This is a genomic window from Necropsobacter rosorum (genome assembly GCF_964241405.1).
In the GTDB taxonomy this organism is placed as follows: Bacteria; Pseudomonadota; Gammaproteobacteria; order Enterobacterales; family Pasteurellaceae; genus Necropsobacter; species Necropsobacter rosorum.
Genome location: NZ_CAXSXF010000006.1, coordinates 125217 through 141949 on the forward strand (window position 1 = coordinate 125217; position 16733 = coordinate 141949).

The 16733-nt window shown below is 46.3% G+C and carries 17 protein-coding genes; 11 read left to right on the forward strand and 6 right to left on the reverse strand.

Going from position 1 to position 16733, the window contains the following annotated elements:
• Nucleotides 1-108: 108 nt before the first annotated feature.
• Genes ACESOH_RS10875 through ACESOH_RS10885 form a run of 3 tightly spaced genes read left to right on the forward strand, consistent with a single transcriptional unit; the run spans nt 109 to nt 3739 of the window.
• On the forward strand, nt 109-1320 hold the full coding sequence (locus ACESOH_RS10875) for an ATP-binding protein (RefSeq protein ID WP_373101146.1): 1212 nt from the start codon (nt 109-111) through the stop codon (nt 1318-1320).
• 11 nt (nt 1321-1331) lie between these two features.
• Complete coding sequence (locus ACESOH_RS10880) at nt 1332-2879, forward strand: AAA family ATPase (RefSeq protein ID WP_373101148.1); 1548 nt, start codon at nt 1332-1334, stop codon at nt 2877-2879.
• Entirely contained in the window at nt 2876-3739 is an 864-nt protein-coding gene (locus ACESOH_RS10885) for an HNH endonuclease (RefSeq protein ID WP_373101149.1), read from the forward strand. Before ACESOH_RS10880 ends, ACESOH_RS10885 begins: the two co-directional genes overlap by 4 nt.
• Before the next feature lie 40 nt (nt 3740-3779).
• Here ACESOH_RS10885 and ACESOH_RS10890 read toward each other — a convergent pair whose 3' ends face one another.
• From ACESOH_RS10890 to ACESOH_RS10910, 5 genes are all read right to left on the reverse strand, one after another.
• Complete coding sequence (locus tag ACESOH_RS10890; protein ID WP_373101151.1) at nt 3780-4892, reverse strand: alpha/beta hydrolase; 1113 nt, start codon at nt 4890-4892, stop codon at nt 3780-3782.
• 10 nt (nt 4893-4902) lie between these two features.
• Nucleotides 4903-5460 carry a carboxylesterase family protein gene (locus ACESOH_RS10895; RefSeq protein WP_373101152.1) on the reverse strand — a complete coding sequence of 186 codons (558 nt, stop codon included), beginning with the start codon at nt 5458-5460 and terminating at the stop codon, nt 4903-4905.
• A gap of 41 nt (nt 5461-5501) precedes the next feature.
• The gene (locus ACESOH_RS10900; RefSeq protein WP_373101154.1) at nt 5502-6314 is read right to left on the reverse strand and encodes a carboxylesterase family protein; all 813 of its coding nucleotides are present in this window, start codon (nt 6312-6314) and stop codon (nt 5502-5504) included.
• A gap of 45 nt (nt 6315-6359) precedes the next feature.
• Nucleotides 6360-6482 (reverse strand): hypothetical protein, encoded by a 123-nt coding sequence (locus ACESOH_RS10905; RefSeq protein ID WP_373101155.1) that lies wholly within the window; start codon nt 6480-6482, stop codon nt 6360-6362.
• A gap of 134 nt (nt 6483-6616) precedes the next feature.
• Complete coding sequence (locus ACESOH_RS10910) at nt 6617-7459, reverse strand: aldo/keto reductase (RefSeq protein WP_373101156.1); 843 nt, start codon at nt 7457-7459, stop codon at nt 6617-6619.
• A 139-nt stretch (nt 7460-7598) separates the two neighbouring features.
• On the opposite strand from ACESOH_RS10910, the gene ACESOH_RS10915 reads away from it, so the two are divergent.
• Both ACESOH_RS10915 and ACESOH_RS10920 read left to right on the forward strand, forming a co-directional pair.
• A complete protein-coding gene (locus tag ACESOH_RS10915; protein ID WP_373101158.1) occupies nt 7599-8243 on the forward strand; it encodes an endonuclease III domain-containing protein in 645 nt (214 codons plus the stop codon).
• A gap of 144 nt (nt 8244-8387) precedes the next feature.
• Entirely contained in the window at nt 8388-10796 is a 2409-nt protein-coding gene (locus tag ACESOH_RS10920) for a TonB-dependent receptor (RefSeq protein ID WP_373101160.1), read from the forward strand.
• A 112-nt stretch (nt 10797-10908) separates the two neighbouring features.
• On the opposite strand, the gene ACESOH_RS10925 is transcribed toward ACESOH_RS10920, so the two are convergent.
• Complete coding sequence (locus ACESOH_RS10925; protein ID WP_373101162.1) at nt 10909-11766, reverse strand: AraC family transcriptional regulator; 858 nt, start codon at nt 11764-11766, stop codon at nt 10909-10911.
• Nucleotides 11767-11982: 216 nt separating this feature from the next.
• On the opposite strand from ACESOH_RS10925, the gene ACESOH_RS10930 reads away from it, so the two are divergent.
• From ACESOH_RS10930 to ACESOH_RS10955, 6 genes are all read left to right on the forward strand, one after another.
• Nucleotides 11983-13125 carry an NADH-dependent flavin oxidoreductase gene (locus tag ACESOH_RS10930; RefSeq protein WP_373101163.1) on the forward strand — a complete coding sequence of 381 codons (1143 nt, stop codon included), beginning with the start codon at nt 11983-11985 and terminating at the stop codon, nt 13123-13125.
• 149 nt (nt 13126-13274) lie between these two features.
• Nucleotides 13275-13433: a DUF1328 domain-containing protein gene (locus ACESOH_RS10935; protein WP_032092287.1), complete on the forward strand. Its 159-nt coding sequence runs from the start codon at nt 13275-13277 to the stop codon at nt 13431-13433.
• Nucleotides 13434-13744: 311 nt separating this feature from the next.
• Nucleotides 13745-14236: a GNAT family N-acetyltransferase gene (locus tag ACESOH_RS10940; RefSeq protein WP_373101166.1), complete on the forward strand. Its 492-nt coding sequence runs from the start codon at nt 13745-13747 to the stop codon at nt 14234-14236.
• Nucleotides 14233-14685 carry a MarR family winged helix-turn-helix transcriptional regulator gene (locus ACESOH_RS10945; RefSeq protein WP_373101168.1) on the forward strand — a complete coding sequence of 151 codons (453 nt, stop codon included), beginning with the start codon at nt 14233-14235 and terminating at the stop codon, nt 14683-14685. Before ACESOH_RS10940 ends, ACESOH_RS10945 begins: the two co-directional genes overlap by 4 nt.
• A 24-nt stretch (nt 14686-14709) precedes the next feature.
• On the forward strand, nt 14710-15228 hold the full coding sequence (locus tag ACESOH_RS10950; RefSeq protein ID WP_373101170.1) for a GNAT family N-acetyltransferase: 519 nt from the start codon (nt 14710-14712) through the stop codon (nt 15226-15228).
• A gap of 49 nt (nt 15229-15277) precedes the next feature.
• Nucleotides 15278-16678 carry a hypothetical protein gene (locus ACESOH_RS10955; RefSeq protein ID WP_373101172.1) on the forward strand — a complete coding sequence of 467 codons (1401 nt, stop codon included), beginning with the start codon at nt 15278-15280 and terminating at the stop codon, nt 16676-16678.
• Nucleotides 16679-16733: the final 55 nt, after the last annotated feature.

Below are 16733 nucleotides of genomic sequence, written 5' to 3' on the forward strand. Positions count from 1 at the left end.
AGATTATTTTATAACTTGAATTTTTGGCATTTTTTATAATAGTTTTGAATATAATTGAAACTTTTCTGATTTAAGGGTAAAGTGTCAATCATAAATGAAGGGGTTAATATGAAGAAAGATTTAGTTTATCGCCGGAAATACCTTGAAACGGTGCGTCCGTTTATCGGTAAAAGTTTGATTAAAGTGTTCACAGGGCAGCGTCGCGTGGGCAAAAGTTATTTGCTGTTTCAGATTATGCAAGAGATTCAAACGGCGGATAAAAATGCCCACATTATTTATATCAACAAAGAAGACTTGGCATTTAGCCACATTGTAACCGCTGAAGACCTAAATGATTTTGTACAACAACAGAAAAAGTGCGGTCAAAAAAATTACATTTTTATTGATGAAATTCAAGAAATTACAGGTTTTGAGCAAGCGTTGCGTTCGCTTTTATTAGATGACGAATTGGATTTGTATTGCACGGGCAGCAATGCTCATTTGCTTTCACGGGATATTGCAGGCAGCCTGAGCGGGCGCTCTATTGAAATCAACGTCCATTCTCTTTCCTATTTTGAATTTCTTGAGTTTATGAAACTGGGCGATAGTGATAAGGCGATGTCACTATTTTTGAAATACGGCGGTTTGCCTTATCTGAAAGACTTGCCGTTGCAAGACAACATTGTGTTTGAATATTTGCGGAATATCTATTCCACCATTGCCATTCGTGATATTGTAAACCGCTATGCATTGCGAAATGTACAATTTTTAGAACAACTTACGCAATTTCTGGCGAGCAATATCGGCAATTTGTTTTCGGCTAAAAAAATCTCTGATTTTTTAAAATCACAGAAAATTACTACGTCAAGCACGCAGGTACAAAATTATGCGGAATACCTTGCCAACGCCTTTTTGATCCATAAAGTGCCACGCTATGATATTGAAGGAAAACGCATTTTTGAGATTGGCGAAAAATACTATTTTGAAGATTTAGGTTTGCGAAATGCCTTGATTGGCTATCGAGTGCAAGACCGTGGCAAATTGCTTGAAAACTGCGTTTTCAATCATCTGCAAATCGCAGGTTATGATGTCAAAATCGGCGGTTTAAATAGCCAAGAAATTGACTTCGTGGCAGAGAAAAATGGCGAACGTATTTATGTGCAAGCCACGCTCACGATTAACGAAGAAAAAACGCTCGAACGAGAATTCGGCAACCTGCTCAAAATTCAAGACAACTACCCGAAATATGTGGTGACGATGGACGAATTTGACGGCAATACTTTTGAGGGGGTGCAGTGTTTGAGTTTGAGGGGGTTTTTGAGAATTATTTTAGATAGTTAAGGAGAATTTATATGCAATTTAAATTATTTGAAAGAAGGGATAAATTTCCTATTAATGCTAGAAATCTAGTTTGTTTAACAATAGATAAATGGAATGATTATTCCTTTGTTACTATGTTTTTTATGAATGTATTTGATCATAATGGAAAAGAGCATCGCATAGGAAATATTAAAATTGGCTTTAAAGGGCAAGAAGAATCAATAGCAACTTACAAGAAAATTCAAGAAAACTTTTCTAATAACACATTTGAATCACTATCTGATGATTTTTTCTCTCTTGGTCAAGATGTTGATTTTTATGTAGAACTAATGAACATACCTGATGGAATGGGAAAACAAATTCTGGATAAACTAAACGATATTGCTTATAAATCTGAGATTTTTTCTAGTATCCAGAATGAATCTGTTCTTAATACTTCGTTGATGAGAGGTATCAGAGAACAGACTATAACTGAACAATTTAGCCGAGTTTTAAATGGTAATGCACCATTAAGTGATTTTGAATTCTATTTCATTAGAGATGAAAAAGAAAAAATGGGAAATATCAGCCTAGAGTTTAAAGTTGAAGCTAAGTCACAACCCAGTACAAATATACATGCAGTTATAGGTAGAAATGGTGTTGGAAAAACAACGTTATTAAACGGAATGATTAAGTCATTTATTGATACGAATGATGATTCTGAAGGTGCATTTCATAAAAGAGATCCACTTGGATTTTTCTCTAACAAAAAATTTAAAAAAATTGGTAATGATTATTTTAGCCATTTAGTTGCTGTATCTTTTAGCGTGTTTGACCCCTTTATTCCCAATAATGATGAGTTTAAGCATTATCACTATATTGGATTAAAAGAATCTAATGAAAAGTTAAAAGAGCCAGAATCATATTTTGAACATGATTTTTGGGAATCATTTTCCCTATGTAAGTCTCTTTTTGCTAAACGAGAACGATGGCTGAGTGCGATTAAAAATCTTGAATCAGATGATAATTTTGCTGAAATGCAATTAAGTGAATTCATGAATGATTTTTCTACCAAAGATGATATATTAAAAGTTGTTAAACGAATGAGTTCTGGGCATGCATCTGTCTTATTGATTATGACTCAATTAGTTGCAACAGTGGAAGAAAAAACACTTGTTCTTCTTGATGAACCTGAAAGCCATTTACATCCACCATTGTTATCTGCTTTTATCAGAGCTTTATCCAATTTATTGGATAATAGAAATGGTGTTGCAATCATAGCTACTCACTCGCCTGTAGTTTTACAAGAAATTCCCAAATCATGCGTGTGGAAAATTGAACGGACAAGAAAAATAACGGATTCCATCAGACCTGAAATTGAAACGTTTGGAGAAAATGTTGGTGTCTTAACAAGAGACGTTTTTGGCTTAGAAGTTATTAAATCTGGATTCCATAATTTATTAACTAAAAAGGTAGAGAGCGGCAAGACTTATGATGACATCCTTTTTGAATTTAATGAGCAGCTTGGCACAGAAGCAAGGATTTTATTAAAAACATTAATTCGGATTAGAGACAATAAAATCAGTGAGGTCAATAAATGATTCATTTAGATCTACTAAAAGAAATTCCTAGTTTCTCAGAAGTCATTGATTTATGTTGCGAAAGAAATATTACATACAAGCAAAGCGTCTTAAACGGAAAAAGTTTTTTACTGCAAGAAGCTGAAAATTATAAAAATTTAGCCATGAGCAATGATTTATTCTTATTTGATACCAAATTACCCGAGGAAGAAATTATATTTGGAGATTTAAGAAATGAGGATATGGTTAAGTTATATGAATATTGCTTAAGAGATTGTCGGAGCGGAGATGTATATGACAAAATTATAAATAGTTCCCAATTAGTAAGGTGCCCATTTTGTGGCGGAATAGGTAGACCAACTCAAATAGATCATTTTTTACCCAAAGGTAGATATGGACATTTTTCTGTTTTTCCTGAAAATTTAATTCCAATTTGTAAAGATTGTAATACTGAATATAAAAAAGCGTTTTTCCCGACTCAAAAAGATAAGCAGTTAATTCATCCCTATTTAGACGATCGTTCTATTTTTGAAGAGCAATGGTTATACGCCGAATATATAGATGATGATTCGAATATTGGTAGTGTGAAATATTACGTTTCTCCGCCAGAAAAGTGGACTAATGAGAGAAAAGAAAAAGTTAAATTTCATTTTGAAACTTTCTATTTGTCTGCACGATTTTCTGAGGTTGCAACAGGCAGCTTATCAGATTTACTAACCCAAATGCAGACTTATAAGAATGAAGGAAAAATAACAATAGAGGATTTTGAAATTAGTAGCATTGATTCAGTGATAAATAGAGAAAAAAGAGCTAATTCTTGGAAAAAAGCATTATTTTTAGCAGTAAAGGAAAAGCTTTCTATTATATGGGCAAAAATATAGAAACACCGTCTGAAACCCAAATTTCAGACGGCATTTTCGCTTATTTATCCAACCCCTTCTCCTTCAACCACCCCGCCAAATGCTCCGCCACTTGTACGTTGTTCGTATCCGACATTGGGAAATGTGTATTACCTTTAATCCCAACTTTTGGCAGTTCGATGACTTCCACTTTGCCGCCGTGTTTGTTCACCACGTCCGCCCATTGTTTGGCGAGGCTCAAGCGGATGCGCCATTGGTCTTCGCCTTGGTTGTCGGACGGTTTGTCGCTGATGAAGTCGCCGAAGTAAATCACAATCGGCATTTTGGTCAGTTTTTCAAAGTCTGCTTGGCTTGCTACCGCAGGTTTGATGTCGCCGAATTTGCTGGTAATGGTCGGTGGCACCTCGCCTTCAGGGAATGGGAAATTGCCCGGTTCATATGCCACAATGCCTTTGACTTTATCGCTTTGCATACCGACCAACCAGCCGACAATGCCGCCTTGCGAATGAGTAACCAAAACGCCGTTGCCAATGCGATCAAAAAGTTGATCTAGGCTGTCGCTGATGACTTTTGCGTCAAATGCGCCTGTGTTCGGGGTCATTTGGCGGAAAAATTGGTTGAGCGATGCCTTGTCTTGTGGGAACACTACGCCTTGGTTGAAATTCGGGTAAGTGCCGATACGGAATTGGGCGAACCAAAATTGATCGTCCGGTGTGGCTTTGATTTCTGCATCTACCGTGCTACGTCCCGACCAGCCGCGGCGTGGTTGATCCACTAAATAAACAGGGTAGTTTTTGCGTAAAAAGATATTTTGGAAACCTTCACGACCGTCAGGCGTGGTCTGCCAAGTCCGCATAGATTGCCCTGCGCCGTGTAAAAATAGCAATGGGTAAGGGCGTGGGTTGGTTGGAATTTGGTAAAACACCGTGGCGTGGTCGCCGTGCAAGGTTTGTCCGCCAGCTTGAACGGACGCACTAAATACGTCCATAAAGTTATTGCTTTCTTTGCCTTTGGCAATTTCAGGCAACGGCTGATAAGTGCCGCTACTGGTTTTCACCGTACCGCCCACGGCAAAACTGCCTTGTTGTTCAATAGAAAGTGGGGCAGCGAAACTTTGCACCGCCATTGCACAAGCGGTCAAAATTAAGGATAATTTTGCAGATTTTTTTAACATCTTTTGCTCCTTAAAAGTTGTAATTCGGGGCTAATAAGCGTTGCAATTTTTCATCGTGATTGGCTTTCACTTCAGGCTGATTATCAAAAATCATCGTGTTGCCGTTTTCACGGGTGTAAGCGTCCCATTGCGGTAAACCTTCGGCGTTCGGGTTGCTTGTTTTGGCGAAATTCGTCCACGCACGGCTCATTTTATCCGCAAGGGCTTGAGCGTCTTTACCGCCGCCAGTCGCCTGTGCCATACGCTCTATATTATTGAACACAAAGGCGATTTCTGCGGTGTGATAACTCATCGGCACGCTGTTAAATACCGGCGTATCCCAACTGAAAATATAGTTATACACAGGTGCACCTTGTTGATCCGCTTTTAAGCGAGCAGTTTTTAAAGCTGGCGTACGCAGGAAACTGTCCACATACAAGGCATCGGCAATCATTCGGTTTGGATAAGCTTCACGGAACGCCGCCACGATTTCATCGGTTTTGTCGCCGTATTTAGCTTTTAAGCGATCCATGGTTTCGCTTTCAGTCCACATAAAGCGGTTATTTTTTTGCGAATTTTGCAAATCCATTTGCAGTGGGAAACTTTCCCATTCCGTTAAATTTGAGCTGATCAGCAACGGAACATTTTAGCCATTTCAGGATATTTTTCGCCTACAGGTTGTTGTGGAATAATGCTACCGTCAAGCGTTGGCGCCCAAGATAAAGCCGTATTTCGGTTGTATAAATCGGTTAAACCTAACTCTTTTGCGGTTTGTAAGTTAGCTTTGATTGCCGCTTCATTAATTTGCGCTGGTGTGAACTTATTAAGCTTATCAAGTGCGGTTGATTTTACGCCTAAATTTGCTAGTGTAAGTTCCGCTACACGGCGACTTGCTTTTTGGGAGGTTAAAGTCATGCCCATGGTTTCCACCGCGTCGCTTTGTACAATGCCTTTATGGAACAAGCCTTTAGCACTCGGCATTGACATTAAGGTTAGTACTTTCGCACCGCCGCCACTTTCACCGAAGATCGTGACATTATTCGGATCGCCGCCAAATTGAGCGATATTTTCTTTAACCCATTCAAGTGAGGCAACCAAATCCTGCATTCCCAAGTTCACCGACTGTTTGAATTGGTCGCAGTAAGCGGATAAATCCAAAAAGCCCATGGCGTTCAAACGATGATTGACCGACACGACCACCACATCGCCGATACGTGCCAAGTTCGCACCATCATAGCTGTCTAAATCGTTGGATGCGCCTGACTGAAAACCGCCGCCGTGAATCCACACCATTACCGCGCGTTTTTTGCCGTCGGAAACCGAAGGCGACCACACATTGAGATTTAAACAGCTCTCGCCTTCCACCATTTCAGGGCCGGTAAAGAAGAATGAACGTCCGCCCATCGGTACTTGCGGACAGATTTCGCCGTAAGTTAAAGCCAATTTTTCCCCTTGTCAGTTGGCGACTTTTTGCGGTGGCATAAAACGCTAGGCAGTGGCATAAGGCACGCCTTTATAAGTCACTACGCCGTTTTGCACATAGCCCGCTTGAATTTGCACCACGGCGATATTGTTGCCTTCCTGAACGCCAACTTCTGCCGCATAAGACATGGTTGCATGGAAATGGAGACGGAAAGCAGTAAAAGCGGGAAACGTTTAGGTTTCATCGGGTTTATTATTTGTTGCTTGAGGGTAAAGCGCGGTCGATTTTTGCAACGTTTTTGCAGAATCCGACCGCGTGTCCATTACCCGCGATATTCCGCCAGCCATTTCACTTTATTCGGATCACGGTGATCAAAGATAATCTCATCACGATTCAACGTCGCAATTTGGGCTAAATCTTCGTTGTCTAAAGTAAAATCAAAAATCTCACGATTTTCAGTCATACGTTCTACTTTAACCGATTTCGGAATAATCGCTACGCCACGTTGATTTAACCAACGCAACACTACTTGCGCCACGGATTTGCGGTGTTTTTGCGCGATCGCGGTTAAAATCGGGTTGCTGAAAATCTCAAATTTACCTTCCGCCAGCGGCGCCCATGCTTGTTGCAGGATGCCTAATTCCTTGTGGAACGCCACTTCTTCTTCGCGTTGGTAGAACGGATGGGTTTCGATTTGGTTTACCGCCGGTACGATCTCATGGCAAGTGATTAAATCCATTACGCGATCCCTATGAAAGTTACTCACACCGATGGCGCGGGTTTTGCCGGCTTGGTACAAGTCTTCCATGGCGCGCCATTGTTCGTGCACATCGCCGAACGGTTGGTGCATTAGGTATAAATCCACATAATCCAAATTTAAGCGGTTTAATGAATCTTCGAGCGCTTTTCGCGTGTTTTCGTAGCCGTTTTTGCGTTGAATCCATAATTTGGTGGTGACGAAGATGTCTTCACGCGGAATGCCGCTGGCTTTAATCGCCCGCCCTACGCCGGCTTCGTTAGCGTAAATTGCGGCGGTGTCTAATAACCGATAACCGGCTTTTAAGGCTTCTAATACCGCTTTTTCGGTGTCTTCGTCGCTCACTTGATATACGCCGAAGCCGACCATCGGCATATCAATGCCGTTGTTTAATTTTACTGATTTCATGTTATGACTCCTGTCCTTTCGAATGAGATCATTATAATGAATCAGGACTGTTTTGATTAGTAGATATTTTTTTGCTAGCCTGTTTAAAGTCACAACCCCCAAAGCAAACTTTTTGAGTGATGATATTGAGACAATCCGTATGATCGATTTGAACACACTCTATAACCGCCTGTATCGGCACTACGGCAGGCAGCACTGGTGGCCGGCGGACAGCGATCTTGAAATGATGATCGGCGCCGTATTGGTGCAGAATACGGCGTGGGGCAATGCGCACAAGGCGTTGCGGAATTTTACCGATTTTAATGGCGAGCGCTTGCTGCGCCTGGATTTGCCGACCCTGACGGCGAAAATCAAACCGGCGGGATCTTACACCCGCAAGGCGCAGACTGTGCTGGCGTTATTGCGCTGGTTTAACGACTACGGCTTTGCAAAGGCGGCGCTGGCGGATAAAGACACCGCTGCATTGCGCCATGAATTGCTGGCAATTCATGGCATCGGTGAGGAAACCTGCGACTGCATTTTGCTGTATGCTTTCAATCGCCCGGTGTTTGTGGTGGACACTTACCTGAAACGCCTGCTGCACAAAGCAGGTCATCCCGACATGCGTCGGTACGCCGAGATTCAGCGGTATATGATGGACAGACTGCCGCATGAGGTGAGCCTGTTTCAGGAATATCATGCGCTGATTGTGGCATATGGTAAAACTCATTTAAAACGCACCGCACTTCCGCTGCCCGATCCGATTTTTGCTGAAACGAAGGCCACGCCTGTTTCCCTTGAGTGATCATCGCGCCGACCGGTGAACGGCGATAGGTATCGCCGATTTTATCCGCAATAATAAAAATTATTCTTAATCACCTTGCTTTTTCAGGCTAACTTATTTTATATTAAAAAATAAGTTAGTCTTTTATTTTTAAATTTAAAAAATATGAAAAAGTATCAATTCGCTAAAGCGGTCAGTCTGACTTTAGTTTCCGGGCTGGTTTTGGCTGAAAGTGCGGTTAAAAATCAAAATGTTATCAATCTGGAGGAAATTGCTGTTCAAGCCGATCTGGAAAAGTCCCGAAGTACCGATCCGCTGAGCGGAACGACCAAGCCGAATGAGATCTTTATTAGCAAAGAAAAATTACGCAAATCCGCCGCCACGCTGGGCAATGCCTTAAGTGATGAGGTCGGTGTGCACAGCAGCCAGTTCGGCGGCGGTTCCAGTGCGCCGGTAGTGCGCGGGCAGGATGGCGTGCGGTTGAAAATTCTGCAAAATAATCTGGATGTGGTGGATATGTCCGCCTTATCGCCGGATCATGCCGTAGCGGCGGATACTCTGCTGGCTCAGCAAGTGGAAATTGTGCGCGGCGCCAGCACCTTGCTGTATGCCAGCGCCTCGCCCGCCGGCGTGATCAATGTGATTGATAACCGTATTCCGACCCAAGTGCCGGACAACGGTTATGCGCTGGATCTCGGTTTTCGCTATAACACCAATAATCGGGAAAATGTGGAAAATGCGGCGCTGACGCTGGGGCTGAGCAAGCATTTGGTGCTGCGAGCGGAGGGGCTGAAGCGCCATGCGAACGATTATAAGGTGCCGTCGCTGATCTTTAATGATGCGCCGGTAAACCGATTGCCGAATTCTTTCAATCATTCCAAGGTCGGCACCGTCGGGCTTTCATGGGTGGCGGATAACGGCTATTTTGGCGTGGCGTATAGCGAGCGTCGGGATAAATACGGCTTAGTGGGACATAATCACAAATACGATTTGTGCGACGGCCATATTTTTGAGGACGGCTATAATCGAAAAATCGGGAAAACACGTTATTATTTAAGCCTTTATCCGCATTTAATGGACGATCAGGATTTACTCGGCAGCGTGCATTTTCACGGCTGCGACACGGAAAGCACCCACACGCACAGCCATAACAATCCTTTCGGACATCCTGTGCACGGCAATCCCTATATCGATATGCTGGTCAAGCGCTGGGAAAGCCGCGCGGAAATTCGCCGGCCGGTGGCGGGTATCGACAAAATCCGGGTGAATTACGCGCAGACGGATTATTTTCATGATGAAAAAGAAAGCGCCGATTTTCCGATTAATCAATTCCGTAATCGGGGCAAAAATCTGCGCCTTGAAGTGTTTCATCAGCCGTTCGGCGGATTGAGCGGTTTAATCGGCGTGCAGTATCAAACCCAAACCAGCAGCGCTTTTGTGCCGCGGCTGGAGCGGGCGTCCAATCAATATAAGCCCGGCGTGAATCATGTATGGCAGCGCGGTGAGGTCAGCATCGGCAAAAGCAAAAAATGGGCGCTGATTGAAAATGAAAATAAACAGTTCAGTGTGTTTCTGTTTGAGCAGCTGCGTTGGCGGGATTTTCTGTTCGAAGCCGCTGCCCGTGCGGAAAAACAGCGCATTGACATTGATTACGATAAAGCCGCGCTGGCTAAATTACGTCAGCGCAGCAGCGGCGGTTCAAGCGGGCTGCTGAATCTGTGGGGCAGCAAGAAAAACCGGAAATTGCAGGACCCGGATCTGTCGCCGTATAACAAATGGGCGACCTCATACAGCGCCGGCGCCCATTGGTATATGAACGACAATTATACCTTAAGCCTTGTCGCTTCGCATAACGAGCGCCACCCGACGCCGATGGAGCTGTATTATCACGGCAATCACGCCGCCACCAATTCGTTTGATTACGGCAACAAAAATCTGAAAAAAGAGGTGTCGAATAATCTTGAGCTGACGCTGGCGTATGACAGCGCGCGCTGGCAGGCCTATATCACCGCGTATTACAGCCGTTTTGACAACCGCATTTTTAAGCGCACTTTACGCCGTAGCGGCAATTTGCTGATCACGCGTTATGCGCAGGCGAAAGGCGATTATTACGGTGTCGAAGGTAAATTCGACTATCGTTTGAGCGAGCGCACCCAACTCGGCATCTGGGGCGATTATGTGCGCGGCGTGCTGCGTGATCTGCCGCAGCTGGTGCTGGAACACCGTGACGACGATTACGTTTTGGCGCCGGCCGGCAAAGATGCGCCGCGAGTCTCGCCGGCACGGCTGGGCTTGCACTGGACACAGCAATTCAGCGATGCGCTCAGTGCGAAACTGAAATGGACTCATGTATTTGCGCAGCGCCGCGTCGCCGCCTTGGAAAACAGTACCGACGGTTATAATTTGCTCGATCTGGAGCTGAATTATGCGCGAACATGGCAGGGCGTCGATTACGCGTTGTTCATCAATGCCAATAATTTGCTGAATCAAAAAATTTATTCGCACACCTCTTTTCTGCCGTTTGTGCCGCAAATGGGGCGCAGTGTAACGCTGGGGATAAATCTGAGTTTCTGAACATTCGACACATAAAGTGCAGTCGGTTGCGGCGAGGTTTTTAATGAAATAAAAACCGGCGGAAAACCCACCGCACTTTTTTCAGCCTACCGGCGCAACTTGCCGTGCGGCGTTATTTATCCCCGCGCGGACTGACGCCGAAATAGCGTTTATATTCGCGGCTGAACTGGTTCGGGCTGGCATAACCCACCTCATAGGCGATTTGCGTGATACTGTGTTGATTGAGCTGCAGCAGCCGGCGTGCCTCGCTTAAACGCAGGGATTTCTGATATTGTAGCGGCGACATACTGGTCACATGTTTGAAATGCTGGTAGAAATTTGACTGGCTCATACCGACCCGGCGTGCCAGCTCGGCAATAGCTAATGGCGCGGCGAAATGGGTTTGCAGCCAATGGGTGGCGCGGGCGATTTTGGCAATATGGCTTTCCTGAGATAACAGACTGCGTAAATAATCCCCTTGTTCCGACTGCAATAACCGATAATAAATTTCCCGTAAAATCAGCGGCGCGAGAAACGGAATATCGTGCGGACAATCAAGCAAGTCCAGCAGGCGCAGTAAACTGTCGAACAGGCGTCGGTTCAGCGCCCATTTCAGTTGGGACGGCGGACAGGCGCAGGGCGTTTGGGTGCGGATTTCCGTCGCCACCTGCGCCAGCAGCGTCAGATCCAGCTGTAGCGACATCGCCAGATAAGGCTGCCGCGCGGGCGGTTTGTTCACCTGACTGATAAGCGGCAGATTGACCGGACAGAACATCATATGTCCGGCGCTGAAACGATAATCCTCCTTGCCCCGGCGGATCACTCTTTCCCCCTGTAATACCACGCAGATACTCGGTTTTTGAATATAACCGGAAACGTGCGGCTGATTGTCGCTGTGATGAATGTACAGCCCCGCGATCGGAGTGGTCCACAATTGATTTTTCGGCGCAAGCCGACATAATCTGTTCAGTATGCGTTGTTTGAAAGACATAAAAACCTCAGACAGTCGATGGTCTCTTTTTAACAGAATAAAGAAAATCAGGCAAGTTTTACAGATAAACCGGCAAGTATCGGCGCGATTATCCGTTACACTGTGCAAGTGTTTTAAGCGTCACGGACGCGCAAGATGACAACCAGTTAGACAACCGCACCGCGGTCTGCCCATTTAGCGGTGAAGCAGACCGGCGTGATGACGAAGGAGAGAGAAATGAACGAAAAATTTACCGCACTTTTTCAGCCTTATACTTTAAATAACGGCATTGAAATTAAAAACCGGCTGGCGGTGGCGCCGATGACCCATTTCAGTTCCAATCCGGACGGCACTTTAAGCGCGCAGGAACAGCGGTTTCTGGCCCGGCGCGCCGAAAATATCGGTTTATTTATTACCGCGGCAACGTTGGTGGCGGAAAACGGCAAGGCGTTTACCGGTCAGCCGGAAGCCATACACGAAAGCCAGCTGGACAGCCTGACCCGTACGGCGGCGTTGATTAAAGCGCAGGGTGCCAAAGCGATTTTGCAGATTCACCACGGCGGTGATAAAGCGATTGCCGAGCTGCTGAACGGGCAGGATAAAGTGGCGCCGAGCGAGAACCCTGAAGCCGGCGCGCGCGCCCTAACCGAGGCGGAAATTATCACGCTGATTCAGGCCTTTGCGTACGCAACGGAGCTGGCGATTCGCGCCGGTTTTGACGGGGTGGAAATTCACGGCGCCAATAATTATTTGATTCAGCAGTTTTATTCCGCACAAACCAACCGGCGTACCGACGCTTGGGGCGGTAGTGTGGAAAAACGCATGGCCTTTCCGCTGGCGGTGGTGGATGCCGTCACGGCGATGCGCGACACACATCAACGCCCGGATTTTATTATCGGCTACCGTTTCTCGCCGGAAGAGCCGGGCGAACAGGGCTTAACCATGCAGGATACGTTCGCGTTGGTTGATGCGCTGGTGACCAAACCGCTGCAATATTTGCATATTTCGTTATGGGATTTTTACAAAAAAGCCCGTCGCGGCGCGGACACTGCGCTGACCCGAATGCAGCTGGTGCACCGGCGCATCGGCGGTAAACTGCCGTTAATCGGAGTGGGCAATCTGCTGACCGCGGAACAGATTCTCGCCGCCTATCGCACCGGCTGGGCGGAATTTATCGCCTTGGGCAAAGCGGTGATGCTGAATCCGACCATCGGTTCATTGCTGGCGCAGGGCAGAGAAGACGAAATCGTCAGCGCGCTGGATCCTGCCAAGGCGGATCATTATGACATCCCCGATTTGCTGTGGAGCATGTGCGTTAAAGGCGGCAGTGCGTGGTTGCCGCCGCTGCGCGGACAGCAACAGTCGCATGAGATGTATTAAGCGGCATTTCCCAAGCATGCCGCGCGCCTACCAAGTGCGGTCGGTTTGCGGCGAGTTTTGCATGTGCGGTCGTGTTTATGTTATGGTAAATACCGATCCTGCCTTGGCAGCCGTTTAACCGATTTAACGATGAAAGCAAGGAGATTATTATGCTACGTTATTCCGTCATCTTTTTTGTGATTGCCATTATCGCCGCCGCATTGGGCTTTGGTGGTATCGCCGGCAGCGCGGCAGGCATTGCCAAAATCCTGTTTATCGCCTTTTTGGTGTTAGCCGTATTGTCATTGCTGTTCGGCCGCAGGCTCTAGCACAGCGCCTGAAAAAGCCCGGCACGGTATCAGCGGCCGGGTTTTTTTATGCCCGAATGAAAACCCGCCCATAGCCGGCAAAAAGTGCGGTTAAATTTTTAAACGTTTTTGTTTGCTGAAGTCCCTTTTTGCCGCTGGAATCAACGGTAACATGAACGTGTTATCCCCGCTTGTCCGATTATAAAAAACAGACAGCCTGTTTTAATCAGGCAAAATGATGCGATCAATTCCTTGTGTTTATTCCTATATCGTACTAAAATAGCAATCTAGTACGATATAGGAATAATCTTGTGTGTCAGGAAATACCATTTATGACTGTTTTGATTCGTAAGGCGCAGCGACAGGATGCGCTGCAATTGTGGCGGTTAATGAAAGAACTCGCCTTGTTTGAAAAATACATCGACAGTTTTGCCATTACGCCGGACATTGTAACGCAGCGCGGTTTTGATAAAGATCCGCCGGATTTTCACTGTCTGGTGGCGGAGGATAAAGGGCGTCTGGTCGGGATGGCGGTGTATTATTTTTTGCCGTTTACCGCGCAGAACCGCCCTGTGATTTTCCTGAAAGAGCTTTATGTAGCAGCGGATTACCGCAACCGGCATATTGGCGAACGGCTGATGCGGATGTTGCGTGCGGAGGCCAAACGGCAGCACTGTGTGCAGATTAAATGGACGGTGGCGGCGTGGAATGACCACGGCAAACGGTTTTATACGCGCTTGGGCGCAAAACAGAATAATGACTGGCTGAATTACGAATGGTCGGTGGATGATGAAAACTTACGGTCAATTGACGGAGCTGAATGATGAATCCTTTCGATAAACTGGCGGAACTTGCCGCTCAACTGTCGGATATCTATGCCGGTGTGGCGAAACAACATAATCTGACCTTAAACGAACTGCATTTTTTATATGCCGTAGGGCGAAGCGGAGTGGTTTCGCCAAGTGCGATCGGCGACAAATGGAGCCTGCCGAAACAAACGGTGACGTCGGTTTGCAAACAATTGGATCGGAAAGGTTTTTTACAATTTGAAAGCAACGAGCAGGATAAGCGCGGCAAGCAGATTCGGTTGACCGCATCGGGCGAAGCCTTCGTCCGGCCTTTAATTGATGCGCTGACGCAAGCGGAATTACAGGTAAGCGCACAGTTCGGCGAGGAGAAGTTTGCTGCGTTGTTACGCCATTTCGAGCAATTGCTACAGATTTTCAGTCAGCGCCTGAAGGATATTCAAGATTCGGATCAGGCTGAAAAATAAGCGCACATTCTTTGTGAGGAAAAAATGATGATAACCGTTCGACCGCTTAGCATGCCGGATCTGGATAAATTACAACGCATCGGCAAACGCACGTTTGAGCAGGCTTTCGGCGCGGATAACAGTGTGCAACAGATGAACCGGTATCTCCGGCAGCGTTTTAGCCGCACGCAATTACGGCGGGAGTTGCACGAACCGCATAGCACCTTTTATTTCGCCGAAACGGCGGGCGAGCCGATCGGCTATTTAAAACTGAATTTTGCCGACGCGCAGACCGAACCGCAGGATAAAAGTGCGGTGGAAATTGAACGGATTTATGTGCTGAACGCCTGGCACGGCAAAGGCGCGGGAAGGGCTTTATTGCAAACGGCGCTGGATATTGCACAAGCCCGCCGCGCGCCTTATATCTGGCTTGGCGTGTGGGAGCATAATCATCACGCGCTGGCATTTTACCGCAAAAACGGTTTTATCCCCTTTGGCACACATGTTTTCCAACTGGGCAATGATCGGCAAACGGATATTATGATGAAACGGAATTTAGCCTGATCGTGCCTCAATTAACATCTTTAACGATTTGATTTTACAGAAGGTAATTATGCAATACACAGATAAATCCGCACCCGATACCCAATTCGGGCTGGGTCGCTATTCCTGGGTTCAGGTCATCAAAGGGCTGTTGGCGCTGTTAGTGGTTTATGCGCTGGGCAGCGTGTTTATCGCCAATCCGTTTTCCATCTTTGTGGATCGCACCACGCCAGTGGATTATTCAAGAATTATGTATTTTCATGGTCTGGCGGTCAGTCTGGCGGGATTAACCTGTCTTATCGTCAGCCAGCTCTATGAGCTGGAAGCAAAATTTAAAAAGATCATTTTTTATTGTACCTTGGCGGCGATTTTTTTCGGCGTTAGCGGCGGGGCGATCAACCGCTCAATGGAAACCAGCAAGCTGACCCTGTGGTATCAGACCCCTTCATTTTTCGCCCTTGATGCGATTTTAATCACCCTGTTTATCGGGCTGCTTTGCGTGAAGCATAAGGCGCTCAGACAATCGCTTTCCTATTATCTGGTATTAACCGCCTCCGGCACCATTATTATCGCCGCGCTGATCGGCGATTTAATCGGCATCATACTGGATTTCGGCGATCTGTTCGGTGTATTCGGCTGGTATGCGGGCAAAATCGGCTATAGTCTGGCGGAATGGAACGACAACTTATTGCGTTCGCACTCGGATATGATTGTTATTGCGGTAATGGGATTGATATTATCCATTATCAGCTGGAAATACGGTCGCGATTTACACGGCCGCAGCGCCACAATCAAAGCCACCGGCGAATGGATGGCGATTATCGGGCTGATTCTGATGACGGTGATTTTGCTGGTTTCCGGATTTTGCGGCGTCAATTGGCAGATTCCGCACATTTTCACCGAAAAAGGCTTTTTCGCCCCGCGCGGACAAAGTGTCGCCGGCATTGATCTGGTGGATTTTATTATCGGTACGCTGTTTTTCTTCGGCGGACTGTTTGCGATCGGAGCGATCTTTTTTGCCAAACGGCCGGACAGCGAGCACCTAAGCCGCACGGCAAAATATACGCTGGGCGGCGTGCTGCTCACCTGGAGCTGCATTATTGTGACCGTCGCAGGCATGGGATTTTTGCAGGAATATCGGGCGGATCTGTACAATTCGGCAAAAGACGTGCCGTTGGCGGAATACGGTTTTGCCTTTCGCATGCTGCACCTTGACGTCAGCCTGATGTTGTTCCCCGCCGTTATGCTGGTTATGTTGCTGGTTCAGCATTTTCTGCGCGAAACACAAAACGGCACCATACAATATATTCTGCGTACCGGCGTGATTTTATGCACGCTGGGTTCGCTGGTGTATATGCTGCTCAGCCCCGCCGCCTTCGGCCCCGGCTATTGGATTGTCGGCAGCGGATTCGTCTTTGTAATTGCCGGCATGATTTATTTTTTTCTGCACGGCGGTCATCAGAACGCGTAACAAGTTAGCCGGTAATCCCCATTAAGTGAACACCGATCGCCTAAAAAGTGCGGTC